The 26,168-nt window shown below is 65.1% G+C and carries 21 protein-coding genes; 13 read left to right on the plus strand and 8 right to left on the minus strand.

Features of this window, described 5'->3' with window-relative positions; genetic code table 11:
- The first annotated feature begins 296 nt into the window (after window positions 1-296).
- Together GEV06_17250 and GEV06_17255 are read left to right on the plus strand one after the other, a co-directional pair.
- Window positions 297-1,832, plus strand: coding sequence for a hypothetical protein (locus GEV06_17250; GenBank protein MPZ19644.1), 1,536 nt, complete (start codon window positions 297-299; stop codon window positions 1,830-1,832).
- Window positions 1,833-1,864: 32 nt separating this feature from the next.
- Entirely contained in the window at window positions 1,865-2,737 is an 873-nt protein-coding gene (locus tag GEV06_17255) for a class I SAM-dependent methyltransferase (GenBank protein MPZ19645.1), read from the plus strand.
- A gap of 148 nt (window positions 2,738-2,885) precedes the next feature.
- Here the strand turns inward: GEV06_17255 and ilvC are convergent, their stop codons facing one another.
- The 5 genes from ilvC to pheA all read right to left on the minus strand — a co-directional run bounded on the left by ilvC (window position 2,886) and on the right by pheA (window position 8,988).
- Window positions 2,886-3,923 (minus strand): ketol-acid reductoisomerase, encoded by a 1,038-nt coding sequence (gene ilvC / locus GEV06_17260; GenBank protein MPZ19646.1) that lies wholly within the window; start codon window positions 3,921-3,923, stop codon window positions 2,886-2,888.
- A 122-nt stretch (window positions 3,924-4,045) separates the two neighbouring features.
- Window positions 4,046-4,606: an acetolactate synthase small subunit gene (ilvN, locus tag GEV06_17265; GenBank protein ID MPZ19647.1), complete on the minus strand. Its 561-nt coding sequence runs from the start codon at window positions 4,604-4,606 to the stop codon at window positions 4,046-4,048.
- Entirely contained in the window at window positions 4,603-6,309 is a 1,707-nt protein-coding gene (gene ilvB / locus GEV06_17270) for a biosynthetic-type acetolactate synthase large subunit (protein ID MPZ19648.1), read from the minus strand. Before ilvB ends, ilvN begins: the two co-directional genes overlap by 4 nt.
- Before the next feature lie 82 nt (window positions 6,310-6,391).
- Window positions 6,392-8,080, minus strand: coding sequence for a dihydroxy-acid dehydratase (gene ilvD, locus GEV06_17275; GenBank protein MPZ19649.1), 1,689 nt, complete (start codon window positions 8,078-8,080; stop codon window positions 6,392-6,394).
- Window positions 8,080-8,988 carry a prephenate dehydratase gene (pheA, locus tag GEV06_17280; protein ID MPZ19650.1) on the minus strand — a complete coding sequence of 303 codons (909 nt, stop codon included), beginning with the start codon at window positions 8,986-8,988 and terminating at the stop codon, window positions 8,080-8,082. Before pheA ends, ilvD begins: the two co-directional genes overlap by 1 nt.
- Window positions 8,989-9,205: 217 nt before the next feature.
- Here pheA and hisS point away from each other — a divergent pair, with 217 nt between their 5' ends.
- From hisS to mgtE, 7 genes are all read left to right on the plus strand, one after another.
- Entirely contained in the window at window positions 9,206-10,672 is a 1,467-nt protein-coding gene (gene hisS / locus GEV06_17285; GenBank protein MPZ19651.1) for a histidine--tRNA ligase, read from the plus strand.
- 162 nt (window positions 10,673-10,834) lie between these two features.
- Entirely contained in the window at window positions 10,835-12,595 is a 1,761-nt protein-coding gene (gene aspS / locus GEV06_17290; GenBank protein ID MPZ19652.1) for an aspartate--tRNA ligase, read from the plus strand.
- 81 nt (window positions 12,596-12,676) lie between these two features.
- The gene (locus tag GEV06_17295) at window positions 12,677-13,642 is read left to right on the plus strand and encodes an AAA family ATPase (GenBank protein MPZ19653.1); all 966 of its coding nucleotides are present in this window, start codon (window positions 12,677-12,679) and stop codon (window positions 13,640-13,642) included.
- Window positions 13,643-13,802: 160 nt separating this feature from the next.
- Entirely contained in the window at window positions 13,803-14,174 is a 372-nt protein-coding gene (gene ybeY / locus GEV06_17300; protein MPZ19654.1) for an rRNA maturation RNase YbeY, read from the plus strand.
- Window positions 14,171-15,412: a CBS domain-containing protein gene (locus GEV06_17305; GenBank protein ID MPZ19655.1), complete on the plus strand. Its 1,242-nt coding sequence runs from the start codon at window positions 14,171-14,173 to the stop codon at window positions 15,410-15,412. Before ybeY ends, GEV06_17305 begins: the two co-directional genes overlap by 4 nt.
- Window positions 15,412-16,302 (plus strand): GTPase Era, encoded by an 891-nt coding sequence (locus GEV06_17310; protein ID MPZ19656.1) that lies wholly within the window; start codon window positions 15,412-15,414, stop codon window positions 16,300-16,302. Before GEV06_17305 ends, GEV06_17310 begins: the two co-directional genes overlap by 1 nt.
- 162 nt (window positions 16,303-16,464) lie before the next feature.
- Window positions 16,465-17,826 carry a magnesium transporter gene (gene mgtE / locus GEV06_17315; GenBank protein MPZ19657.1) on the plus strand — a complete coding sequence of 454 codons (1,362 nt, stop codon included), beginning with the start codon at window positions 16,465-16,467 and terminating at the stop codon, window positions 17,824-17,826.
- Between the two features lie 65 nt (window positions 17,827-17,891).
- Here mgtE and GEV06_17320 read toward each other — a convergent pair whose 3' ends face one another.
- From GEV06_17320 to GEV06_17330, 3 genes are all read right to left on the minus strand, one after another.
- Window positions 17,892-18,305 (minus strand): PIN domain-containing protein, encoded by a 414-nt coding sequence (locus tag GEV06_17320; GenBank protein MPZ19658.1) that lies wholly within the window; start codon window positions 18,303-18,305, stop codon window positions 17,892-17,894.
- Window positions 18,302-18,586: a hypothetical protein gene (locus tag GEV06_17325; protein MPZ19659.1), complete on the minus strand. Its 285-nt coding sequence runs from the start codon at window positions 18,584-18,586 to the stop codon at window positions 18,302-18,304. The genes GEV06_17320 and GEV06_17325 overlap by 4 nt, the downstream gene beginning before the upstream one ends.
- A 161-nt stretch (window positions 18,587-18,747) precedes the next feature.
- Window positions 18,748-18,936 (minus strand): hypothetical protein, encoded by a 189-nt coding sequence (locus GEV06_17330; protein ID MPZ19660.1) that lies wholly within the window; start codon window positions 18,934-18,936, stop codon window positions 18,748-18,750.
- 136 nt (window positions 18,937-19,072) lie between these two features.
- Between GEV06_17330 and recO the strand changes: the two genes are divergently transcribed.
- The 4 genes from recO to GEV06_17350 all read left to right on the plus strand — a co-directional run bounded on the left by recO (window position 19,073) and on the right by GEV06_17350 (window position 26,160).
- Complete coding sequence (recO, locus tag GEV06_17335) at window positions 19,073-19,816, plus strand: DNA repair protein RecO (GenBank protein ID MPZ19661.1); 744 nt, start codon at window positions 19,073-19,075, stop codon at window positions 19,814-19,816.
- A gap of 113 nt (window positions 19,817-19,929) precedes the next feature.
- The gene (locus GEV06_17340) at window positions 19,930-20,823 is read left to right on the plus strand and encodes a glycine--tRNA ligase subunit alpha (protein ID MPZ19662.1); all 894 of its coding nucleotides are present in this window, start codon (window positions 19,930-19,932) and stop codon (window positions 20,821-20,823) included.
- Window positions 20,820-23,087, plus strand: a complete 2,268-nt coding sequence (locus GEV06_17345) for a glycine--tRNA ligase subunit beta (GenBank protein MPZ19663.1) — start codon at window positions 20,820-20,822, stop codon at window positions 23,085-23,087. Before GEV06_17340 ends, GEV06_17345 begins: the two co-directional genes overlap by 4 nt.
- A gap of 151 nt (window positions 23,088-23,238) precedes the next feature.
- A complete protein-coding gene (locus tag GEV06_17350; protein ID MPZ19664.1) occupies window positions 23,239-26,160 on the plus strand; it encodes a pyruvate, phosphate dikinase in 2,922 nt (973 codons plus the stop codon).
- The last annotated feature ends 8 nt before the right edge of the window (window positions 26,161-26,168 follow it).

A 26,168-nucleotide genomic window follows, 5' to 3' on the forward strand; every position in this document is an offset into this window, starting at 1 on the left:
GCCCAACGCGTCGGCCTCTGCCCCCGCCCACAATCGCGTCAGCCGCTCATCCATAACCGGGCTCAGGGCGACGAACTTGGTGCGAATAATCGCTTCTTCATCAACCATGCACCCGATAGCAGATCACAGGTTGATCGTCATGTCGATTCCTTTGTCTTCGCACAACCCACAGAACGCGACCATGAACGTTCGAACAACTTGATTCTGCACGGGTCCTAAGGCTGGCCTCCCGCGCCGTGCGACGCCTCCGGCGGAGGGTGTCCGCGCTATAGCCTGGGAGAAGAGTGAGAGTACGGATGCCATCTAGGCTCGTCCCCAGCCGACGGGAGCTGCTGCGCACTGGTGGCGCGCTGCTCCTCATGACGGCTGCGCGTGCGGCGCTCGGCAATAGTCGCCAGCAGTCCAACAGCACCCGAAGCACCACATCGCTCGCCGACACCGGACCCGCCTCGGATATGCTCGATATCGGTCCGTGGGCCGGCATCAACGCCAACACGCACTTCTTCACCGATGACGAGTACGTCGACGCGGCGAATCGACTGATCCGCGAGCTCAATCTCGGCACCGTTCGTATGGCGATGAACAACGTCGGCGGCCGAGCCCAGAGTGCCTCCTTTCGCTGGAGCCGCCGGGAGCGTGTCGTCGATGCTCATCTGGACGCTGGTCTCGTCATTCATTGCCCGATGAACCCGACACAGCATGTCGAGAAGGGCAACTCAGGAGCTGCATGGCGCGCCAATTGGCGTTGGTTCTGCCGTGGCGTGTTCCGGCACTATCGAGCCCGCATCTTCTACTTCTCGGGAACCAATGAGCCGGATCGTGGCGGGCCAAGAATCTCGATTGGCGACTTGATCGACATGGAACGGATTTGGCGCGAGGAACGCGATGAATGGCATCCGAAGGCCATCCTCGAGAGCGCGCCGGTGAGTGCCCCGAACGTGCGCTACCTGCGAAACATGATCAACGCGGGGATCACGCGGAACGTCGACTTACTCGGGATCCACCACTATGGCGCAGGCCAGACCGATGAAGACGTCTTGAGCACACCGTGGCGATGGATGAAACAGGCGCATGCGCGGTTCGGATACCCTATCCTCCCGATCTCGTCGAGCGAGACCGGGGTGGACATGACGGCGCCGCACCCGACTCGCTGGAGTGATCGTGAATATCAGGCCAAATGGGTGGCCCTCAACCGCATTCAACAGAAACGGTACGGCCTCGCGACGACCAAGTACTACAGCATCGGCAGTACGGGCGGAAGCAAATGGGATGTCGCGCACGTCAAGCGGTCCCCTCCGTATGCGATTACGCGATGGCAGCCGTACTTTGCGACCGTCAGCAAGGTCGAAATCGAGCGCGGCCTCCGGAACGCCGGCTTCGAGAGCCGGAATGATCCGGACAGCGATTGGATCGTGTACTGGCGGATGCCACAGACAACCCCGCTTCCCGCAGAATATGCGCGTGTCGACTTTCTGACCGACGGCGCGGATGCGCGGACCGGACCCGGGTACCTGCGACTCACGGCTGGTGCGACGAATCGAGTTCGGCAGGTAGTCGACCTGCTGAAGCCGGGGCAACGCTACACGCTGAGCGCCTGGGCCAAGATCTCCGCGCCTGGCGCGACGGCGACGCTGCGGGCGCTCGGCTTCGATCACCTGGATGGTGAGCGGGAAGCGGCAGAGATCACAACCGTGAGCGGAGCGTATCAACACCTGAACGTCACGTTCACGCCAAGGCGAAGCTGGGTTGTAATCAGCCTCGAGAGCACCGGTGGTGCGGGGTCACAGTTCGTATATTGGGACGACGTTGCGCTCGAAGTTGGGCGCGGGTGATATGGGGCGCCGAGGAACCGTGCTCGACAGCCATGACACGGGCCGGGGACTCACGTTGTGGGAGGCGCTCTGGGTGCTCAGCACGGACAGGGCTCCGCTGGCAGGTCCGATTCGACGATAATGACTACGCGTTGGCCACGCGTCGTTTCTGGTGGCGAGCTGGGGCAGCCGCACGGCACGAAGGAATCGGCCCGATGAATGTGGACGAACTACTCGCGAATCCGCCTTCCCTGCACGTCAGAGCAGGGCAACCATTCTCCTACAGCATCAGCCAGGCTGTCTTGCGGGAGTTGGATCGAAGACTGCCGGCCGAGGCTCGCACGCTCGAGACCGGGGCTGGGGTGAGCACGCTCTTTTTCGCGGTGAAGGGATGGCGGCATATTGCGATCGCGCCAGACGAGGGGCTGTTCGAGCGCATCCGGGCCTGGTGCGCGGCCCACGCGACGAGCGTCGACCACCTGCGGCTGATCGCCGAGCCGAGCGAGCGCTGCTTACCGAGCTTGCAGTGCGAGAAGCTGGATGCCGCCCTCATCGATGGGCGACACGGCTTCGCCGCGCCATTCATCGATTGGCACTATACCGAGCCGTTGCTCAAGATGGGCGGCTTGCTCGTGGTGGACGACACGCATGTCTGGACGGGAGGCGTGCTCCGGGACTTTCTGAAACAAGATGCAGCGTGGGAATTTCTGCGCGAGCTCGATGGACGGACCGCGCTCTTTCGGAAGCTGGCGGAAGGATCGACCACGCGGGAATGGCGGCAGCAACCGTACGTGCTGGCTCGAAGCACTGAGATGAGCCCGGCCCAAACCGCCCTGCGGTTGGTCCGGTCTGGCAACTGGGCAGAGTTGTGGGGAAAGGTCCAGAAGCGCCTTCGCGGACCTCGTCACCATCCACGGACGGCGTGAACATCCCTCTACCATCACTTCTTCGTCCCGGAGTGTTGGAGCAGGCCCCGAACGCCGAGAAGCGCCGGCAGTATCCGCTCGCTGCCCTGGCGCGGGAACGACCTGCAGAGGGTGAGCGGTAGCACGGCGGAACGAACCGCCGCGAGGACTACGCAACCGACGTCGGCTGGTTCATCTCGTCTGGCGTGTGTTTGACCGGGTCGAGGAACGGCATCATGTCGCGGAGACGTGCGCCGACCTGCTCGAGCGTTTGTTGCTGCTCGGTTCGGCGAACCTCGTTGAACCACGGGCGACCCTTTTCGTTCTCCTCGATCCACTTGCGCGCGTACGTGCCGTCCTGCACCTCTTTGAGCAGCTGCTGCATGGCGCGGCGTGTCTCATCGGTGATGATCCGCGGCCCGGCCGTGTAGTCGCCGTGCTCGGCGGTGTCGCTCACCGAGTAGCGCATGTAGTTGAGACCGCCGCGGTACATCAGATCGACGATGAGCTTCAGCTCGTGCAGGCATTCGAAGTACGCGATCTCCGGCTGATAGCCGGCCTGGACCAGCGTTTCGAAGCTTGCCTTGACCAGGGCGCTCACACCGCCGCAGAGCACGGCTTGCTCGCCGAACAGGTCGGTCTCGGTCTCTTCGGCAAACGTGGTCTCGATGACGCCCGCGCGCGCCACGCCGAGCGCCGCCGCATACGAGAGCGCAAGCGCCTTGGCTCGTCCGGTCGCGTCCTGATGCACGGCGAGAATTGCCGGCACGCCGCCGCCTTCGATAAAGACTTCGCGAACACGATGGCCCGGCGACTTGGGCGCGATCATCGTGACGTCGACATCGCCAGGCGGCACGATGGTGCCGAAGCGAATGTTGAAGCCATGCGCGAACATCAACATCTTGCCCGCCGTGAGATGGGGCGCGACGTCACGCGTGTAGAGCTTGGACTGCGCCGTGTCTGGCGCAAGAATCATCACCACATCCGCCCACGACACCGCATCCGAGATGCTGGCGACCTCGAGTCCCGCGCTCTGCGCCACGGCGGCCGACCGGCTGCCGGGCCGCAGGCCGACGCGCACCGCAACCCCGCTGTCCTTGAGATTGAGCGCATGGGCGTGTCCCTGGGACCCGTAGCCGATGATGGCGACGTTCTTGCCCTGGATGAGTGAGAGGTCAGCGTCTTTGTCGTAGTAGATATTGGCCACGTTACAGTCTCCAATTCGGACCTAAACTCTTTTGAATGGACAGTCGTAGCGCAGGCCTTTAGGCCTGCCTGGCCTGCAGTTGGCAGGCCTAAAGGCCTGGCGACGGGCGTCCGCGACGGCCGCTACACGGAATATGAAACCGACACATCGTCGGTCGGGTGCTCGGTGTGGCTCGCGCCGTTGCTGACCGAGACGCCTTCGGTGGATGTGGCGCCGCCTCGCACCATCGCAATGGTCCCGGTCCGCGCCATCTCGAGGACGCCATATGGCCGCAGCACCTCGACGAAGCTGTCGATCTTCTCCTCGGTGCCGGTGCTCTCGACGACCAGCGAGCTGGGAGATACATCCACCACACGCGCGCGATACACCTCCACCAGCTGCATGAGGTGCGCCCGTGTCTCCGGTGTGGCGCTGACCTTGATGAGCGCCAGATCGCGCAGCACGGTCGGGGTGCTCGTGACGTTGTCCACCCGCAGCACGTTGATCAGCTTGTAAAGATTGGCCTCGACACGGCGAGCGCCGAGCTCGTCGGTGTCGACGACAATCGTCATTCGGGACACGCCAGGCACCGCGGTGTGGCCGACCGTCAGCGATTCGATGTTGAAGCCACGGCGACGAAACAACGACGCCACTCTGGTCAGCACACCCGGCACGTTTTCGACGAGGACGACGAAGGTATTCATACGTCCGCTCCCGTTTCGACAATCGCGCTGGGCCGCCGAATCATCGCGTCCAGGTCCGCACCGGCAGGCACCATCGGAAACACCGAATCCTCCTGCTCGACCTGGAAGTCGATGACCGACGTGCCCTCCGACTCACGCGCCGCCTGCACCGCCGGCACGACCTCGGCGCGCGACCGCACGCGCGCGCCCTTCAGCCCAAACGCTTCGGCCAGCTTCGCGAAGTCGGGATTGACCAGCGGCGTGGCGGCGTAGCGGCGCTCGTAGAAGAACTCCTGCCACTGGCGCACCATGCCGAGATAGCCGTTGTTGATGATCGCGACGTTGATGTCGATGTTCTCCTGGGCAATGGTTGCCAGCTCGGCCATCGTCATCTGGAAGCCCCCGTCGCCCACGACCACCCAGACCTCTGCGTCCGGCCGGCCGACCTTCGCGCCAATGGCCGCCGGGAGCGCGAAGCCCATGGTGCCGAGGCCGCCGGACGTGATGAGGGTGCGCGGTCGCTCGTGATGATAGTACTGGGCCTCCCACATCTGGTGCTGTCCCACGTCGGTCACGACGATCGCCTCGCCGTTGGTCGTCTTCCAAATGTCATGGATGACGTGCGCGGCGTAGAGATGTCCGTTGTCGGGAAGGTTCTGGATGTCGCGTACCGCGCTGTCGCCTTTGAGGTGCGAGATGTGCTCGGTCCACTCGGTGCGATCGCAGGCGTCGATGTAGGGGAGCAGCTCCTCCAGGACATCCCTGAGATCCCCGACCAGGCCGACGTCCACCTTGACGTTCTTGTTGATCTCGGCCGGATCGATCTCGATGTGGACCTTGCGGGCATGCGGCGCATACGTCTTCAAGTTCCCGGTCACGCGGTCGTCGAAACGCATGCCGAAGGCGAGCAGCAGGTCCGCTTCCTGGATCGCCGTGTTCACCCAGGCCTCGCCGTGCATGCCCATCATGCCCAGGTTCAGCGGGTGGCTCGCCGGGAAGCCGCCAAGACCGAGCAGCGTCATGGCGACGGGGATGTGCGCATGCTCGGCGAAGCGATGCACCACATCCATCGCGCCGGACAGCAGGATGCCGTGGCCCGCCAGAATCACCGGGCGCTTTGCCGCGCGGACCAGCTCCGCGGCTCGCTCGAGATCCGACGTGGACGGCCAGTGGTTGGGCCGGTAGCCGGTGAGCTTCGGCTCCGGGGGCCACTCGAACTCGCACGAGCTCTGCTGCGCGTCCTTCGTGATGTCGAGGAGGACCGGGCCGGGCCGGCCGGAGCGCGCCACGTAAAATGCCTCGCGAACCATGCGTGCGACCTCGTCGGGCCGCGAGACGAGGTAGTTGTGCTTGGTGATCGGCAGCGTAATCCCAGTGATGTCGGTCTCCTGGAATGCGTCCGAGCCAATCAACTTGCTGCCCACCTGGCCGGTGATGCAGACAATGGGAGAGGAGTCCATCATGGCGGTGGCGATGCCCGTCACCATGTTGGTGGCACCCGGACCGGACGTGGCGACGGCGACGCCGACGCTGCCCGTCGCGCGAGCAAAGCCGTCTGCCATGTGCGTTGCACCCTGCTCGTGCCGGACCAGGATGTGCCGGATGGGGTAATCGAGCATGGCGTCGTACGCGGGCAGGATCGCGCCACCGGGGTAGCCGAAGACGCAGGTCACGCCCTCACGCACCAGCGATTCCCACAGGATCTGGGCTCCGGTTTTCTTCATGGTTCTCGTCTCCGCGAGGAACTTATCGTCTCCTCGCATCGCCCGACCTGAAGGTCGGGCGCGCAATGCCGTCTCCGGTATCTCACGTGCCATTTGCCGACGTCACCGCGCCGTGGGACGCCGACGACACGAGTCGCGCGTACTTCGCGAGCACGCCGGACGTATAGCGTGGCGGTGGCGGCGTCCACTGGGCCAGCCGCGCCTTGATCTCCTGGTCGCTCAACTCGACGCCAATCGTTCGCTGGTCGGCATCGAGGCTGACGACATCGCCGTCTCGGAGCGCGGCGATGGGGCCGCCGACCGCGGCTTCGGGTGCCACGTGTCCAACCATCAGGCCGCGCGTCGCGCCAGAGAATCGGCCATCGGTGACGAGCGCGACGGCGTCGCCCAACCCGGCGCCCATCAGCGCACCGGTCACGGCCAACATCTCTCGCATCCCTGGTCCACCCCGTGGTCCTTCGTTCCGGACGACGACGACGTCGCCCGCGTGGACGGCTCCCTGTTGAATCGCCTGAAAGGCGCTCTCTTCGCTCTCGAACACGCGAGCCGGGCCTCGGTGCTGCAACCGGTTGTGACCAGCGATCTTCACCACGCAGCCGTCCGGCGCCAGGTTGCCCTTGAGAATCACGAGCCCGCCCCGCGGCTTGAGTGGATTCTGCACCGCGCGCACGACCTCCTGGCCTGGGCTCTCGGTGGCGAGCGTCGCCTCCTCGGCAATCGTCTTGCCGGTCACCGTCACGGCATCGCCGTGGAGCAGGCCCGCCTCGGCCAAGCGCTTGGCCACGAGACGCTGTCCACCCGCGCGGTAGAGGTCGTGTGCCACGAAGCGGCCGCCTGGCTTGAGATCACAGAGCAGCGGCGTGCGTGTGCCGATGGTGTTGAAATCCTCGATGTCGAGCGTCACATCGGCCTCGCGTGCAATGGCGAGCAGATGCAGCACGGCGTTGGTCGATCCGCCGCTCGCGAGCACGCCGGCAATGGCGTTCTCGAGCGATTGGCGCGTCAGGATGTCGCTTGGACGCGCGCCGTCGCCGAGCCGCGCCATGACGAGCCGGCCCACTTCGCGCGCGGCGACATCCTTCTCCGTGGACGTGGCCGGAATCCCGGCGCTGCCCATGGGGGTCACGCCGAGGAACTCACAGGCCGTCGCCATCGTGTTGGCGGTGAACTGTCCGCCGCAGGCCCCGGCGCCCGGGCAGGCGTGGTCCTCGAGATCTGTCAGGTCGCGCTCGCTCAGCTGCCCCGCACCGAAGGCACCGATGGCCTCGTACACGTCCTGGATCGTCACGTCGTGCCCGTGAAAGCTTCCCGGGGCGATCGAGCCGCCGTAGAACACGACGCCCGGCAGGTTGAGGCGCGCCAGCGCCATGACCGTGCCAGGAATGGTCTTGTCACAGCCGCACAAGAGCACCAGCGCGTCGAGATGGTGGCCGCGGGCGACGAGCTCGATTGAGTCCGCTACGACTTCGCGACTCACGAGCGAGGCGCGCATGCCTTCGACGCCCATCGAGATGCCGTCCGAGACCACCACCGTGTTGAACTCGAGCGGTGTGCCGCCCGCCTCGCGGATGCCCTCTTTCACGGCGGCCGACAAGCGGCGGAGATGGAAGTTGCACGGGCCGATCTCGGTCCACGTGTTGGCAATGCCGACGAGCGGACGCTGCAGGTCGGCGTTGGTGAGACCGCACGCCTTGAACATCGCACGCGCACCGGCCCGCGTCGGACCATCGAGCATGATCGCGCTACGATGTCGAGGATCGATCGTTGTCATCAGCGGCTCGCAGACGAAGTTGGTGTTGGTGCGGAGGTGGCGGCCGTTGACGCTGACTCGGCCATTGCGATGGAACTGGCCACGCGCACCAACTTCGATGGGTAGGAGCCGAGCACGCGCAAAGAAGGGGCAAACTCGGCGAGGTGGGTCACGGCGCGACCACACCGGAGCTCGTGCGTGCCTACCGCAATTTCGGCGTAGAACAAGTATTCCCACGGACGGCCCGGAATCGGCCGTGACTCGAGCTTCGTCAGGTCGATGCTACGCAGCGCGAAGACGCTCAGCGCCTTGAAGAGCGCACCCGGCTCGTTCGGGACCGTGAACACGATGGTCGTCTTGTTGGCCGGCGCGCCGTCCGGCGGCTCGGCGCCAGCGCGGCCCACCACGAGAAAGCGCGTGACGTTGTCTTGGAAGTCCTGAATCGCGGTCTCGACGACCTCGAGACCGAAGACCTCCGCGGCTCGTTCCGAGGCGATCGCCGCGGCGCTGCGGTTGCCGCTGTCCTTGATCAACTTCGCGCTGCCGGCGGTATCGTAGGTGGCCACCACCTCGATGCCGGGCAACCGACGCAGGAAGCGATCGCACTGGGCGAGCGCCTGAGGGTGCGAGTAGATCTGCTTCACGTCGGAGAGCGACGCCCCCGGGAGTGCCAGCAAGCTGTGGACGACCTTCAGCTCGAGATCACCGATGATCTTGAGCTCGTGCTCGAGCAACAGGTCATAGTTGCGGTGGATCGTCCCGCCAATCGAGTTCTCGATCGGCAGGACGCCAAAGGTCGCTCGACCGGCCTCGACCGCGCGAAACACGTCATCGAAGCCAGGACAGGGCATGAGCGCGCAGCCTGGCTGGAATTGCAGCGCCGCCGCTTCACTGAATGCGCCGGCTTCGCCCTGGAACGCGATGATCAATGGAGCCTCGTCCGTAAGAAACGGGGACAACCCTCGTTTTTCGGGATCTGACGCTGGCGAAGACGAGGACAGTCTCGTTTTCGCGCTTCCCTTACCGAACAATCTTCTCAGACCGCTCGGTAGTCGTCAAATTTATAGTTCTTAGCGAACAATAATCACTGGTTATATGTGACGCCGCGTATCCCGTTATAATCCAACCGACTGGCCACTGCTCTTTATGCCTGCCACGCAGCCCGCGCGCGGAACGCGCGACTTCTTGCCAGACGAGGTACGCCGGCGCACGCACGTCATTGGCGTCGTACGCGAAGTCTATGAGCGATACGGCTTCGAGCCGCTCGAGACGCCCGCGGTGGAGAACCTCGAGACGCTGCTGGGGAAATATGGAGAGGAGGGGAACCAGCTCATCTTCAGGGTATTGCGGCGTGGGAGCGACTTGAACGACGTATTGCTCAAAGCAGTCATCGAGCCGCTCAGGGGGGGGCCGTTTGGCGAAGAGGGGGAGGCGAAGCTCGCGGAGATGCGACGCACTGCCGCGCGCGCGCTTCCCGACTTGGCCCTGCGCTACGACCTCACCGTACCGCTCGCGCGGGTGGTGGCCGAATATCGCGGCAAGCTGCCGACCTTCTTCAAGCGGTATCAGATCCAGCCAGTGTGGCGCGCGGACCGCCCCGCGCGCGGCAGGTTTCGCGAGTTCTACCAGTGCGACGTCGACGTGCTCGGCTCGCGCTCCATGGTCGTTGAAGCAGAACTGTGCGCCGCGGCGAGCGACGCGCTGGCGACGCTGGGCTTTCGCGATTTCGTCGTGCGCTTGAACCATCGGCAGGTGCTCGCAGGCATTCTCGACGCGGCCGGCGTAGAGAGCGGCGCGCATGACGCAGCGCTGGTCGCGCTGGACAAGCTGGACAAGATTGGGCGCACGGGTGTGGCCGGCGAGCTGGCGTCACGTGGCATCGATGCGTCCGCGGGAGAGCGCCTATTGGAGCTGTTTGCGGAGCTGTCGACCAAGGCAGCGCAGCCCGCGGCAGTGCAGAACGCGGCGACCGTGGCGCGCATGCGAGCCTTCGTCGGCGCGCACGCAGACGGCGCCCGCGCCATCGCGGACCTCGAGGCGATCGTGCGGCTCGTCGAGTCGACGGCGGCGGCGGGCCGCGTGCACATCGATGCCAGCCTTGCCCGCGGGCTCTCCTACTATACGGGCGCGATCATGGAGATCAATGTCCCTGACCTGGCGGGCAGCCTCGGCGGCGGCGGCCGTTATGACAACCTGGTTGGCATGTTCCTCGGCCAGGAGGTCCCCGCCTGCGGTTTCTCGCTCGGGCTCGAGCGCATCATCGTGGTCATGACCGAGCGCGGGATGTTTCCAGAGCGGCTGACGTCGGCCCCCGCGGACGTCATGGTCACGATCTGGAGCGACGAGGCCATGGCCGAGACGCTCGCGCTCGCCCACGACCTCCGTCGCGCGGGCCTTCGTGTGGACGTGTACCCGGAGGCGCAGAAGCTTGGGAAGCAAATGCGGTACGCCTCGTCGCGCGGCGTGCCGTGCGTCGCCATCCTGGGTGACGAAGAGCGCGCACGCGGCGAGGTGTCGATCAAGGACATGCGCAGCGGCGGGCAGCTCGGCGTGAGAAGATCCGAGGCGGCCGGTCAGATTCGAAGACTCCTGTCGATGCCCGATGCAGAATGAGACACTCGATGCCGCCGCTCGGTCCTGGACGCTGACGATTGGGCGCGAGAACCCTTGAGGCGCCGAAAACTTGACTCGTTGAGTCAAGTTTCGGGGCTCGCAAGTGAGCGTCGGGGAGCGCGGCCCGAGGCCGCGGTCCGCTAGAACTTTCAACGAGACTACATGGAACCCCTAGGACACCTCAATCGCACGCACACCTGTGGCGCCTTACGCTCGTCCGACACCGGGCGCGATGCCGTCTTGCTGGGCTGGGTGCATCGCGTCCGCGACCTCGGCTCACTCATCTTCATCGATGTCCGCGACCGCTACGGTGTCACACAGGTGGTGGCGCGAGACGACGAAGAGCTCGTGGCGCGCGTGCGGCGGTTGCGGCCCGAGATGGTCGTGGCCGTATCTGGCAGCGTCGCACCGCGCGCTGCCGACACGCTCAACCCCAAGATCGAGACGGGCGACGTGGAGGTATTGCTTCGCGAGCTGCGCTTGCTGAGCGACGCGAAGCGCCCGCCCTTTCAGATCGCGGACGAGACCCCGGTTGCTGAGGAGACGCGGCTGCGCTATCGCTATCTCGACTTGCGCCGATCACGCATGCAACGCAATCTCGCACTGCGACATCGGGTCAGTATGGTGACGCGTCGCTATCTCGACGAGCACGGCTTCCTCGAGATCGAGACGCCCATTCTCACCAAGTCGACGCCGGAGGGCGCGCGCGACTACTTGGTGCCGAGCCGGGTGCGCCCGGGCGAGTTCTTCGCGTTACCGCAATCGCCACAACTGTTCAAACAGATCCTCATGATCGCGGGCTTCGACCGCTACTTTCAGATCGTCAAGTGTTTCCGAGACGAGGATCTGCGCGCCGATCGCCAGCCGGAGTTCACGCAGGTGGACGTGGAGATCTCGTTTGCCTCCGAGGATCTCGTCTTCACGCTCATCGAAGGGCTCATGGACGTGATGTGCCGCGAGATCGGACACGAGGTGACGGCGCCTTTCCGGCGCATGACCTACGACGAAGCGGTCGCGCGCTACGGCACCGACAAGCCGGACTTGCGATGCGGCATGCCCATCGAGGATCTCTCGCAGCTCTTTGCGGATACTGCATTTGGTCCGTTTCGAGAGGCGCTGGCCGACGGGGGTGTTGTCCGCGGCTTCGTCGTCCCGCGTGCCGCGTCCTGGTCACGGAAGCAGCTCGATGACCTGGTGGCCGAGGGGCAGGCGCTCGGGGCACAGGGCCTCGTTTGGGCGCGCCTCGGCGAAGGCGAGATCAAGAGCAACGCACGCGCCGTGGGCGAGCCCATGCTGCGTGCCGCACTGACGGCCGCCGGCGCGGCCGACGACGGCGTGCTCGTGCTCGCGGCAGGCCAGCCGGCCGCCACCTCCGCGCTCCTGGGGCAGCTCCGGCTTTCGCTCGCGCGTCGATTGGACCTGCTCGCGCCAGGGGGGTATGAGTTTCTCTGGGTGGTCGGCTTTCCCTTGTTCGAGTGGGACGGCTCAGCGGAGCGATACGTCTCGATGCATCACCCTTTCACGTCGCCGGCCGAAGCGGACCTGCCGCGTTTGACCGAGGCGCCCGCCGCGGCGCGGGCCCGAGCCTACGACCTCGTCTTGAACGGCAGCGAGATTGGCGGCGGGAGCATTCGTATTCACGATCCGGCGGTGCAGCGCGAGATCTTCCGGCTCTTGAACATGACCGACGAGGAGGCGCGGCTCCGATTCGGCTTTTTCCTGGATGCGCTCGAGTACGGCACGCCGCCGCACGGCGGCATCGCGCTCGGCTTGGATCGCATCCTCGCGATCTTGTGTGGCGAGTCGTCGATCCGGGAGGTGATTGCCTTTCCGAAGACCGCCGCCGCGGTCGACCTCATGGCTGGGGCGCCATCAATGGTCGGCCACCGCCAATTGCGAGAGTTACACTTGAAGAGCGAGTAGGACGGCTCTGCCTTGACGCTCTCGGGTCCCCATGGTAGAGTAACGAAGTCTTAATATACTGTAAATAAAGGAGATAATCAGATCGAAGCTTCTTCTGTTCGTAAGCTGACAGTCCCGGATGAGGGCATCGAGACGCTCTTCGGGGCCTACGACGAAAATCTCCGGGCGCTCGAGCGGCTCTTCGACGTGCAAATCCGCACGGATGGTCACGAGCTGCTCGTCGACGGGGTGCCCGGCGCCCTCGATCGCGTTGAGCGGTTCGTCGATCAGTTCGGGGCTCTGGTCCGCGAAGGATATCGGTTTGCGACGGGCGAGGTGAGAACAGCCGCCGACCTGGTGGCGCACGATCCCCAGATCGATCTTCGTGATCACTTTCTGAAGGGGACACTGCGTGCGTCCAGCAAACGCTCCGTGGTTCCCAAGAGCAAGAACCAACGGACCTATCTCGAGGCGATCGATCGGCACGACATCGTCTTTGGCGTCGGTCCCGCGGGCACCGGCAAGACCTACCTGGCCATGGCGCAGGCGGTGGCATTTCTCCTGGCCAAGCGTGTGACGCGGATCATTCTCGCGCGGCCCGCGGTTGAAGCTGGCGAGAAGCTCGGCTTCCTCCCTGGCGACCTGCAAGAAAAGGTGAATCCGTATTTGCGTCCCCTCTACGACGCGCTGTACGACATGCTGGACGGCGAGAAGGTGGACCGGCTTCTCGAGCGCGGGACCATCGAGATTGCGCCGATTGCCTTCATGCGCGGCCGGACGCTGAATGATGCATTCGTCATTCTCGACGAGGCGCAGAACACCACGTCCGAGCAGATGAAGATGTTCCTCACGCGGCTCGGCTTCGGCTCCAAGGCGGTCATTACGGGCGACATCACGCAAATCGATCTTCCTCCAGGGCGGCGCTCGGGTATGGTCGAGGCGCTCGAGGTCGTCCGGCGCATCGACGGCATTGCCTTCGTCTACTTCACCGATCGAGACGTCGTCCGGCACCAGCTCGTTCAACAAATCGTCCAGGCGTACGCCGCGTACCAGAACGGCGCGCAATGAGTGGTGGGACGATGAAGGGTTGTCTCTCACCTCATTCTCGACCGTGAGCGCAGAACCCCCGTTAACCGTGACCGTGTGTGGGCCCGATGGCCGGCCTGCTCGTGCGCCTGGACTCGCGAGATGGCTGGTGTCTGTGGCACCGCGCGCCTGGCGAGGCAGCGTGACGGTTGTTCTGGTGAGCGACCGCCGGATGCGTACGCTCAACCGCGTGTGGCGCGGTGTGGATCGGACGACGGACGTTCTCTCGTTTCCCATGGCAAAGTCGCAGCGGACGCGCGAGCGCCCGCCGCGGACGCCGCTACTGGCGCACGTCGGAGACATTGTCATTGCCACCGGCGTGGCGGAGCGGCAGGCGCGCGAAGCAGGCCACAGCACGACGACGGAGCTCCGTGTTCTCGCGCTGCATGGCCTCTTGCACGTGTTCGGCTACGATCACAAGCGAGACAGCGGCGCGATGGCACGCCTCGAGCGCCGGTTGCGCCGCCGAGGCGGTCTGCCGCTCGGCTTGATCGAGCGAGGCGGCAGCACATGATCCCGCTCCTCCTCTTCTTGCTCGGGTGTTTCGGAATCTACGTCGGCATCGTGCAGACGGCGTTCGTGGCGGTGATGCGATTTTCGCTCCGCATGGTCGCCGAAGGCAGCGGGAAGCGGAGCGTCCGGCGCTCCCTCGAAGATCCAAGCCGTCTCTTCATTCCGTCGCGCCTGCTGCTGGGGCTGGTGGACGTCCTGGCGGCCGTGCTGCTGGTCAGCCTGATCGGTGTCGGGCAGCGGCCGCACGGCTGGCTGTGGCTGCTGCTCTCGATGACCGCCTTCATCCTGGTGACGGAGCATCTCGTGCCACAGCTCGTGGTGCGCCGAGATCCGCCGAGGGTGCTGGAGGTGCTGTTGCCGTCGTTTCACTTCATTGCGGCGCCCTTGCGCCCACTGGTCGTGCTCATGCGGAGTGGACTGAACGGGCGCGAGCGTCCGGCCGCTCGCGGCGAGACGGAGGATACGGCGGAGCCCTCGCCGGCGGTCGCGGCCGACGCGGGCGCAGAGCGAGAGGTGGCCGAGGAGGCGCGAGAGGAACGGCGGCTATTCATCTCCATGGTCGAGTTCCAGGACCGTCTGGTACGCGAGGTCATGACGCCTCGTCCCGACATCGTGGCTGTCCGTGCGGATGCGACCATCGGAGAGCTGGACGCGCTGTTTCGCGATCAGCAGTACTCGAGGCTTCCCGTGTATCAGGAGAGCCTCGACACTATCCTCGGGTTCGTCAACGTGAAAGATCTGCTGCTCGATGATCCGCGACGGCCGGAAGATCCCATCACACCGTTGATTCGCCCGGCACATGTCGTGCCGGAAACCAAGCGTGTGCCGGAGCTGCTCAAGGAAATGCAGCAGGCACACGTGCAGTCGGCGCTCGTCGTGGACGAGTACGGCGGAACCGCTGGCCTGGTCACCATGGAAGATCTCGTCGAGGAGCTCGTCGGGGAGATCCGCGACGAGTACGACGTGGAGGCGGAGCCGATCGTCGAGGAGCGGCAGGGCACGTTCGTCTTCAGCGGGAAGGTGGACGTCGACAAACTGGCCGAGCGACTCGGAGTCGACGTGGAACGGGAAGGATTCGAGACGGTGGGGGGATATCTTCTCAGCCGCCTCGGTCGCGTCCCGCAGGTCGGGGAGATCTTCGACATCGACGACCTGCACGTCGAGGTGCTCGAGGCGGAGCACCGGCGCATCCTGAAGGTACGGGTCAGAAGAGCGCTTGTGCCCAGTAGTGAATCCTGATGAGATCCGGCTTTGTCGCCCTTCTCGGTCGTCCCAACGCGGGCAAGTCGACGTTGCTGAACCGCGTCGTCGGGACGAAGCTCGCCATTGTCTCCGACAAGCCGCAGACGACCCGCCATCGAATCCTTGGCGTGAAGAACTACCCGGACGGGCAGATCGTGTTCGTCGACACGCCGGGCGTGCATCGCCCGTTGCACCGGATGAACGTGCGCATGGTCGACGCCGCGCTGGGATCGGCCCGCGACGCGGACGTTGTCGTCATGCTCGTCGACGCGAGCGAGAGGACTGGCTCGGGTGACCGTTACATGATCGAGACGCTGCGCCAGGTGAACATGCCCGTGGTGCTGGCGCTGAACAAGATCGATCGGGTGGCCAAGCCGCGCTTGCTCCCACTCATCGAGTGGTACCGTCAGCAGCACGAGTTCACCGAGATCATGCCGCTCTCGGCGCTGACGGGCGACGGTGTCGACATCCTCGTGCAGGCGGTGCTCCGCCTCCTCCCCGAGAGCGAGGCACTCTATCCGGAAGACTACCTGACCGATCAATCCTCACGTCTGCTGGCGGCCGAGCTCGTCCGAGAGCAGGTGCTGCGCCACACACACGGCGAGTTACCGTTCACGACCACGGTGCTCGTCGATCGCTTCGAGGGCGAAGAGGAGGAGCGCGCACTCTTGCACATCTACTGCTCGATTGTCGTCGAGCGGCCCTCGCAAAAGGCGATCGTGATTGGCCGCGCCGGGCAGATGATCAAGCAGATCGGGACTGCCGCGCGCCATGAGCTCGAAGCCATACTGGGCAGGCATGTCTATCTCGACCTACACGTCAAAGTGCGGGAAGACTGGCGCGACAACGAGCGCATCCTCAACGACGCCGGTCTGCCTGGGCGATAGGGCGCACTCCCAAAAGGGGCGCCCTACCGCCGCTTTCTCCTCACCGACGTTACCGAGCCGTGTTACATTCAGGCGTTTGGGGTCGTTTTCCCAGGCGCGCCCATCGCACTCCGCATCCCCGTGCAAACCGCCTAGTGACCCCCCTTTCGCGGGAGATTCCTGATGCCGCCGCGGAGACTGGACGTCGTCATCGACTCGGTCCGGCGCCTCCTTCGTATTGGCGCGACGGCCAACTTGCTCAACCTGCTACAGAAGCAGCATCCTGCCGATCTGGCTCAGGTGTTCGGCGAGCTGGCGGAACGCGATCGGCTCGCGGCGTTCAGCGTGCTCGTCGAGCGCAGCTCGCGCCTGGCGATGGAAGCGTTGAGCGAGCTCGGACCGGAATCGGGCGCGGCGCTGCTGGCGAACCGACCGGCCGAGGAGATCGCCCGGCTCATCCAGGAGCTTCCCTCGGACGATGCCGCCGCGCTGCTGGACTACCTGCCCGAGGAGCTGGCGAACACGGTGATCGACCTGATGCGCCGGAAGGAGGGCGCCGAGGTCGAGAGCTTGCTCGAGTACGAGGAGAACACGGCGGGCCGCATCATGAACCCGCACGTGTTCGCGCTGACCGAGGACCTCACGGTGGGGGAGGCTATCAGTGAGCTGCAGCGTGCCCGTGACGTCGAGATGGTCTTCTATCTCTACGTCGTGGACGGGCGGCGACATCTCGTGGGTGTCGTGTCGCTGCGCCGCTTGTTGCTCGTGTCACCGGAGACCCCGCTCAAGCGCATCATGGCGGCCGACGTCATCAGTGCTCGCGTCGATACGGATCAGGAAGAAGTGGCGCAGCAGGTCGCATCGTACAACCTGCTGGCGATGCCCGTTGTCGACCACGACAGCAAGCTCGTCGGCGTCATCACGGTTGACGATGTCATCGACGTCATCAAAGACGAGGCGACCGAAGACATCTATCGGCTGGCGGGTGTATCGGGCGACGAGCGCGTGTCAACGCCGGTCCGTAGCGCGCTCCAAAAGCGCATGCTCTGGCTGGCGGTGAACCTCGTGATGGCGTTCATCGCCTCGACGGTGGTGTACTTCTTCCGGGACCAGATCAGCAAGGTGGCTGTGCTGGCAGCACTCATGCCAATTGTCGCCGGGATGGGCGGCAATGCCGGCACGCAGACGCTTGCGGTCGTCGTGCGGGGCCTGGCCCTCGGCGAGCTCACCTGGGCCAACACCTGGAAGACGCTCGTCAAGGAAGTGGTAATGGGGGCCGGCAATGGCCTCGTGATAGGCGGAGTGGCGGGCATCTGCGCCTGGCTGTTGTACGGCAATCCTTGGCTCGGGCTCATCCTCCTGATGGCCATGGTCGTCAACATGCTGGTTGCAGGTGCGGCGGGAACGCTCATTCCGCTCGGTCTCAAGGCGCTCAAGATCGATCCAGCCCTGGCGTCGAGCATTTTCATCACCACGTTCACCGATGTGTTCGGCTTCCTGACGTTCCTCGGGCTGGGCACGTTCTTTCTGAACCGGTTGCTCTAGATGTGGCGAGGGGCCTTTTAGGACCCTCGGTCGGCGAGCGCGCCCCACCAAGGAAGCTTGGCCCCTTACTGCACGGCCATCGGGATTGGCGTCCCGTTCGGCCTGCGCCAGATTGTGCGAAACTCGCGGTCGTAGGTCCAGACCTTGAGCTTTGCGTCGCGTCCCGACAGAACCGCAATGGACGCGTCGGCCCAGTCGGGCTCGTGATCGGCATATTTCACGAGCCAGCCGAGCACTTCCATCCAGAAGTCGAGATCGCCGCCGTCGGGCAGCGGTTCGATATCGAGCTCGTCGATCACTGCCCAAAGCCTTTGGCGCTGGGCTCGACGAGGTAGGTGGAAACAGGTCTCCACCAGCACGGCCTCGCACAGGCGAAAGTCGGCCTTTGCGAGAGCTTTCAAGTGCTTGCTCGCCGTTCGGTGTCGCGAATCATGTGGATCGCAGAGCGCCACCAGGGGTCCAGTGTCGATGAGAGTCATCGCTTGCGCCGGAGCGTGCCGACGATTGCATGGCGAGCTTCTCTGCGGTCATGCACATCGTACGTCCGCGGTTGAACGCCCGGAGGATCGGGGTACTGCTCGAAGATCCGCGTCATGATCGCCTCGACATCGCGGGGCCTTTCCGCGACGGTCACTGCCTCGAACTGCTCGTCGATGGCTTCACGCACGAGATCTGCGAGCACGACTCCCCGCTCGCGCAGCTTTCGAACTTTGCGCAGACGGTCCTCATCGAGCCGGACGTTGACAAGGCGAGAGCTCATGCGTGTAAAGATACCACGACTTTACGTCATGAGGTAGGGCGCGCTGGCCGTCAGGGCCGCCTGGGCGAGGCGGCCCTACCGAGTGGCCTGTATCAGCTGAACCAGTAGCGCGCGTGGACCCAGGAGGTGTAGCGAGGGGCGCGCGGCCTGAAGGCCGCGCGCTACGTACCGCTGGCGACCGTGTGCTGGTCCGTGGCAAAGCCGAGGGCGCTGAACGTCAGGAAGACGCCGGTCGAGAAGGTCACCAGCGAACGTGTGGGGACCGCCTCCCAGAAGCCATCATGGTGCCGTGGCGCCGACCAAACGCGCCGTGGTGGAGCCGAGCGACCGAACACGGCGGCAGTGTACATGGGTTTGGCTGTTAGAATAGCGAGACGTAATCGGCCGCCGGTCGTTCCCAAGGAGTGATGTGGTTCGACAGCCGGCCCCCTGGAGACGAAGCGCGGGCGAGGCGCGGGTGTCATTTCCAATGCCGGTGGGGACGCCATGCCGCTCTACTCGGGCGAGGCGCTGATCCTGCGCACCTATAAGCTGGGCGAGGCCGACCGCATCGTCGTCTTCCTCACGCGCGACCGCGGTAAGAAGCGGGGCGTGGCGAAAGGAGCCCGACGGGCCCGGTCGCGGTTTCTCGGCACGCTCGAGCCGCTCACGCGCGCCAGCATTGCCTATTACGAGCGCGAGCACCGCGAGCTGGTGCGACTCGGTGAGGCGGAGTCACTCAGGTCGCCGCTTGTCGCGCAACAACCTGATGCCTTTGGTTATGCTGGGTACTTTGCGGCACTTCTCGATGAGTGGCTCCCGGAAGGAGACGTGCACGAGCGCGTGTATCGCCTGGGCGTGGCGACGCTCGAGGCGCTCACCTCGACGGCGCCGCTCGACGTGCTCGGGCGGTACTTCGAGTACTGGTTGCTGCGACTCCAGGGTGTGTACCCCTCGATCGAGGGGTGCGCGCGCTGCGGGCGTCCGTTCACGGAGGGCGCCCGTCTCGCGGCTCGGGGCCATCTGTTCGTCTGCCTGGCTTGCACGCCGGAGGACGGCGGCGTGAGACTCTCGCCCGAGGCATTCGACTTCCTGCGGCGGTTTGCCCGCGTGGCACCATCGGCGCTCGGAGGGGGCCCAGTGGGGCGGGGCGCCTTGGCAGAGCTGGACGCGGCTCACCGGGCCCTGCTCGCGTGGCATCTCGAGAAGGATCCGAGACCGGGTCGGGTGCTCAGGGAGATACAAGGATAGTTCTTGGTCCTTGGTGCTTGGTGCGGCGCGCGGGCTCTGGGGCGCCGCAAGAGAACCAAGAACCAAGCACGAGGAACTAAGAACGAAGCACCAAGAACCAAGAACCTTCGTCGATGACACTGCAGGACCTCATCTTCAAGCTCTCACAGTACTGGGCCGCGCAAGGCTGCTTGATCCACCAGCCGCTCGACATCGAGGTGGGCGCCGGCACGATGCATCCGGAGACGTTTCTCCGCGTGCTGGGTCCGCAGCACTGGAAGGTGGCTTACGTGCAACCGTCTCGCCGGCCAGCCGACGGCCGCTATGGTGAGAATCCAAACCGTCTCTACAAGCACCATCAGTTCCAGGTCGTTCTCAAGCCCGCGCCCGACGATGTGCAGCAGCTGTACTTGCAGAGTCTCGAGGCGGTCGGCATCGATCCGCGTGTGCACGACATTCGATTCGAGGAGGACAACTGGGAATCGCCGACGCTCGGCGCGTGGGGTATCGGCTGGGAGGTGCTCTTCGACGGGCTCGAGATCACCCAATTCACCTACTTCCAGCAAGCGGGCGGCCTGGAGCTGGCGCCCATCGCGGCGGAGCTGACCTATGGGCTCGAGCGCATCGCCATGGTGTTGCAGCGAGTCGACAACGTGTACGACCTGGCGTGGGCACCGGGCGTCAAGTACGGCGACGTGCGCCACCGCGACGAGGTCGAGCAGTCGCGATACTCGTTTGGAGAGGTTGAAGGCCTGCCACGCGATCGGTTTGCCGCATTTCACCGCGAGCTCTTCGAGCGCCACTTCGAGTTCGGGCGTGCGCTCGTGGAGGCGAATCTCGTCTTGCCCGCGCTCGAGCACTGCCTCAAGTGCTCTCACCTCTTCAATGTGCTCGATGCGAGCGGCGGTGTGGGTGTCACCGAGCGCACGGCGTACATTCTGCGCGTGCGACAGCTGGCCGTCGCTATCGCACGCGCCTACACCGAGGAGCACGCCGCAGCGCCTGTGCAGGAAACGAGCGAGACGTGATGGACCGTGAGCTGTTGTTGGAAATCGGTGTCGAAGAGCTGCCGGCGTCCTGGCTGACGCCTCTGACCGACCAACTGGCGGAGCGGTTGTCGGCCGAGCTGTCCAGGTTTCGATTGGCGCCGGGTGCACCGGTCGAGACCTTCGCGACGCCCCGCCGACTGACCGCGACCGTGGCCAAGCTCGCCGAGCGGCAGTCGGAGCATGAGGAGACGGTGACGGGACCGCCCGTGGACGCGGCGTATGGCGCGGATCGACGGCCCACGCCGGCGGCGCTCGGTTTCGCGCGGAAGCACGGCGTGGAGGTGGGCGCGCTCGAGCACCTCGAGACCGCGCGCGGCACCTACCTCGCCGTGCGAAAGCGGGAGCGCGGCCGTGCCGCCGTCGATGTGCTGCCGAAGGTGCTGAGCGCCGTGCTCTTGGGGCTCTCGTTCCCGAGGCAGATGCGGTGGGACGCGTCGCTGGAAGGGACCACCGCGGTCAAGGGGACGTCGGGCAAGGAGGGCGCCGATCTGCCCTTCGGCCGGCCGATCCGATGGCTGCTTTTCCTGTACGGTGGGCGGGTGGTGCCGTTTGTCATTCGGCGGACACCGCTCGCGCAGACCACGAGCGTGCAGGACGTGCGCTCCGGTGCCGTGACCTACGGTCACCGGTTTCTGGCGCTCAGTGGCCGGCCCGGGCGCACCATCAAGGTGCGCAGCTTCGCTGACTACCGGACCCGTCTGGGCGAGCATTTCGTGCTGTTGAGCCACCAAGAACGCTACCAACGGCTCATGCGGGAGCTGGACACGCACGCCCGGCGGCTCGGCGGGCGCGTGAGTGGGTCGGCGCAAGCCGCGCTGGTTGACGAGGTGGCCGACCTCGTCGAGTACCCTTGCGTCGTCGCCGGCGTTTTCGCGCCCGAGTTCCTCGATCTCCCGGCAGAAGTGTTGACCACGACGATGATCCATCATCAGCACTACTTTCCGGTTGCCGACGAGCAGAGCAAGCTGATGCCGGCCTTTCTCGCCGTGACCAACACCGAGTCCGATCAGGCACAGCGGATTGTCGTCAATGCCGAGCGCGTGCTGTCGGCGCGCCTGCGCGACGCACGGTTCTTCTGGGATGCCGACCGACGCACGTCGCTCGAGGCCAAGCTCGCTCGACTCGATACGTTGTTGTTTCACAAGCGGCTGGGAAGCTACCGCGCCAAGGCTGCGCGTCTGGAGCAGCTCGCGGGGTGGCTCGCCGGCGAGATGCTGGGCGGCGAGGAGATGCGTCGGCACGCGGCGACCGCCGGGCGCCTCGCCAAGGCCGATCTCACCACCGACATGGTGCGAGAGCTCACGGAGCTCCAGGGTACCATGGGTGGGATTTACGCGAGGGAGGAGGGCCAGCCGGAGGCCGTGTGGCGGGCCATTTCGTATCACTACCTTCCGGTGGGCGTCGAGGCCGACCTGCCGCCGACCCATGCGCAGCTCGGTCGGGCGGCCGTGAGCTGGGCGGCGGTGGCACTGGCCGACAAGCTCGACTCGCTCGTGGGTATGTTCGGCGCGGGTGAGACGCCGACGGGCACGCGCGATCCGTTCGGGCTGCGTCGCCAAGCTCAGGGACTCTTGAAGCTCCTCGTCGACCTGCCGGAGGTGGTGCACGTCGACACCGCGATAGCGCTCGATGCGCTCGTCGTCCAGGCGCGCCGCGTCCTGGCCGACGACCTCGGGTCGTCTTGGGCATCGGCGGCCGGCACCGCCGAGAGCGCGCTGGCAACCTTTCTGGTCGAGCGGCTTCGGTACCTCTTCGAGCGGCGCGGATACCGGTACGACGAGATCAACGCCGTGGTGCCCGCGGACGGCGAGCTCGGGGGGCTCAGCCCGCTCGCCGCGCGCCGCCGCCTCGAGGCGCTCCGGGCCTTGCGCGGCTCGCAAGACTTCGAGGCGCTTGCGGTGCTGTTCAAGCGGGTGAAGAATATCGCGCGCGAGCTGCCCGCGGACTCGCCACGTGACACGTCGCTTCGAGCGCTGTTACGCGAGCCGGCGGAGGTGGCGCTGCTCGACGCGACCGAGGCGCGCCGCCCCGGCATCGAAGCGGCAATCGCGCGCGAGGATTTCACGTCTGCGCTCTCCGAGGCCGCCCTGTTTCGTCCGGCAGTCGACAAGTTCTTCAACGATGTGTTCGTGATGGTCGACGACCCGCCGCTCAGAGCCGCACGGTTGCGGCTGGTAGCGGACCTGCGCGATCTCGTCTTGGGCATCGCGGACATTTCTGAGATCGTGAGTAGTGGTCAGTGATCCAAAGGTCGGACAAGGGGCTGAAGACCCCTCGCTCCACACCAACGTACTAATCATCCAGAGGTAGCGCGCGGCCTTCAGGTCGCGCGAGCTCCGCAATGAAGACGTGCAAGTCAGGCGCGGTTGAGTGCGCCATCGGATAGGAGACGTAATGGCAAAGAAGCGAGGGAGCGTGAAAGGACGATCAGGACCGAAGGTCGGGCGGGCGCGAGCCGGGCTGCAGAAGCGACTGCCGGCAAAGGTCACCAAGCTGGTTGCCCGGCCTGCTGCGAAAGCAACGCGGACGGCGAAGGCCGCCGTGGTGCGTAGGAAAGCGGCTGGTAGGGACGCCTCGCCGAGGCGTCCGGCACTCGCCAATCGGAAACGCACGAAGTTCGTCTACTTCTTTGGAAGCGGCAAGGCCGAAGGTCACAAGGGCATGCGTGATCTGCTCGGCGGCAAGGGTGCCAATCTCGCCGAGATGACCAACGCGAGCCTCCCAGTGCCAGCGGGCTTCACAATCACCACCGAGGCGTGCCGCCAGTATTACGCCACTGGTCGCAAGACACCGGCCGCCGTCGACGCGGAGATGCTGACGAACGTCAAGAAGCTGGAGCGAGCGGCAGGCGCCGAGCTCGGATCGACCGAGAATCCGCTGCTCGTCTCCGTGCGTTCCGGCTCGAAGTTCTCGATGCCGGGGATGATGGACACGATTCTCAACCTCGGGCTCAACGACGAGAGTGTCGAAGGTGTGAAGGCGCGGACCAGCAACGGCCGATTCGCCTTTGACAGCTATCGGCGCTTCATCCAGATGTTCGGGAACGTCGTCCTCGAGATTCCAAAGGAGACCTTCGAGCACGAGCTCGACGAGGTCAAGGAGGCGAGCGGGGCCCAGCTCGACACCGCACTGAGCGAGGATGACTTGAAGCAGGTCGTCGAGCGCTACAAGAGCGTCATCCGAAAGAAGACGCGGCAGGCGTTTCCGCAAGATCCTGCCGTGCAGCTTCGTATGGCGCGCGATGCCGTGTTTCGATCGTGGAACAACCCGCGCGCGATCGAGTACCGACGCATCTACGAGATTCCGGACGACATCGGCACGGCGGTGAACGTGCAGGCCATGGTGTTCGGCAACACAGGAGAGCGGTCTGCGACGGGTGTGGGATTCACGCGGAATCCCGCGAATGGTGCGAAGGAGTTCTTCGGCGAGTTCCTCGTGAATGCACAGGGCGAGGATGTCGTCGCCGGCATCCGCACGCCGGAGCCGATAGCGGCGCTCGAAAAGGTGATGCCGAAGGCGTACAAAGAGCTCCGGCAGATCACGGCGCGGCTCGAGAAGCACTACCAGGACGTTCAGGATTTCGAGTTCACGATTCAAGACGAGAAGCTCTACATGCTGCAGACCCGCAGCGGCAAGCGGACCGGCTATGCGGCCATCGTCATTGCCACCGACATGGTGCGGGAGAAGCTGATCTCGCCGCGGGACGCCGTGCTGCGTGTGGAGCCGGAGGCGCTCTCGCAGTTGCTCGCACCAGTCTTCGATCCGGCTGAGTGGAAGAAGCTGTCGGTCGCAACCAAGGGGCTGCCGGCGTCGCCTGGCGCCGCCTCCGGACAGGTGGTCTTCACGGCGGAGGAAGCGGAGGCGGGAGCAGCGGAAGGCAAGCACGTGCTGCTCGTGCGCAAGGAGACCGCGCCCGACGACATTCGCGGCATGTATCTCGCGCAGGGTGTGCTCACGGCCACTGGCGGCATGACGTCACACGCGGCCGTCGTCGGTCGCCAGATGGGCAAGCCATCGGTGGTGGGTGCAGGTGATATCCGTATCAACGACATCAAGAAGACGTTCACGGTGAACGGCCACCTCGTCAAGGAGGGCGACTGGGTCTCGTTCGACGGCCTCACCGGCGAGGTGAAGCTGGGGCAAGTGGCCACGACACCGAGCGATATCCTGCGCGTCGTGTCAGGCGACTTGAAACCGGAGCGGTCCGATATCTACCAGCGCTTTCGCCAGATTCTGGCGTGGGCCGACAAGTTTCGATCCCTCGGTATTCGCGCGAATGCCGATCAGCCAGACCAGGCGGAGCTCGCCTATGCGTTCGGCGCCCGGGGCATCGGGCTGTGTCGTACCGAGCACATGTTCTTCGGTGAGAAGCGGCTGCCGCTCGTGCAGCGCATGATTCTCGCCGAGAACGAGGTGGACCGCCGAAAAGCACTCGATGGGCTGCTCCCGATGCAGCGTGACGATTTCTACGGCGTCTTCAAGGCGATGCACGAGTGTCCGGTGACCATCCGCCTCATCGATCCGCCGCTGCACGAGTTCCTGCCAAAGCGCGAGGAGCTCATGGTGGAAATCGCCAAGCTCGAGAGCGCGGGCGGCGACAGCGAGGAGCTGGAGAAGAAGCGCGAGCTCCTGGCGCGGGTGGAGCAGCTGCACGAGTTCAATCCGATGCTCGGCCATCGCGGTGTGCGGCTGGCAATCACCTATCCGGAGATCGCCGAGATGCAGGCGCGCGCGATTTTCCAGGCCGCGTGTCAGTTGAAGAAAGAAGGCTACAAGACCGTGCCGGAAGTCATGGTTCCGTTGGTGGGCGACGTACGCGAGCTGCGCGACCAGAAGGCCATCATCGACCGTGTCGCTGCCGAGGTGATGGGGGAGTACGGCGTCAAGGTGAAGTATCTCGTCGGGACGATGATCGAGGTCCCGCGCGGGGCGCTCACGGCAGATGAAATTGCCGCCGAGGCACAGTTCTTCTCGTTTGGCACGAACGACCTCACCCAGATGACCTATGGGTTCTCGCGTGATGACATCGGCAAGTTCTTGTCGATCTACCAGGCCAAGAAGATCCTGGATCGGGATCCGTTCCAGTCGCTCGATGCCACGGGGGTAGGCCAGTTGGTCGAGATGGGTTGTCGCAAGGGGCGGGCGGCACGGCAGGACCTCAAGCTCGGTGTGTGTGGCGAGCACGGCGGCGATCCGTCATCGATCCACTTCTTCCAGAAGGTGGGCCTGGACTACGTGTCGATGTCGCCCTACCGCGTGCCGGTTGCGCGTCTTGCTGCGGCGCAGGCGGCGTTGCAGGTCAAAGTGGGGGACTGACCAGGGTG

This window comes from Luteitalea sp. (assembly GCA_009377605.1).
In the GTDB taxonomy this organism is placed as follows: domain Bacteria; phylum Acidobacteriota; class Vicinamibacteria; order Vicinamibacterales; family Vicinamibacteraceae; genus WHTT01.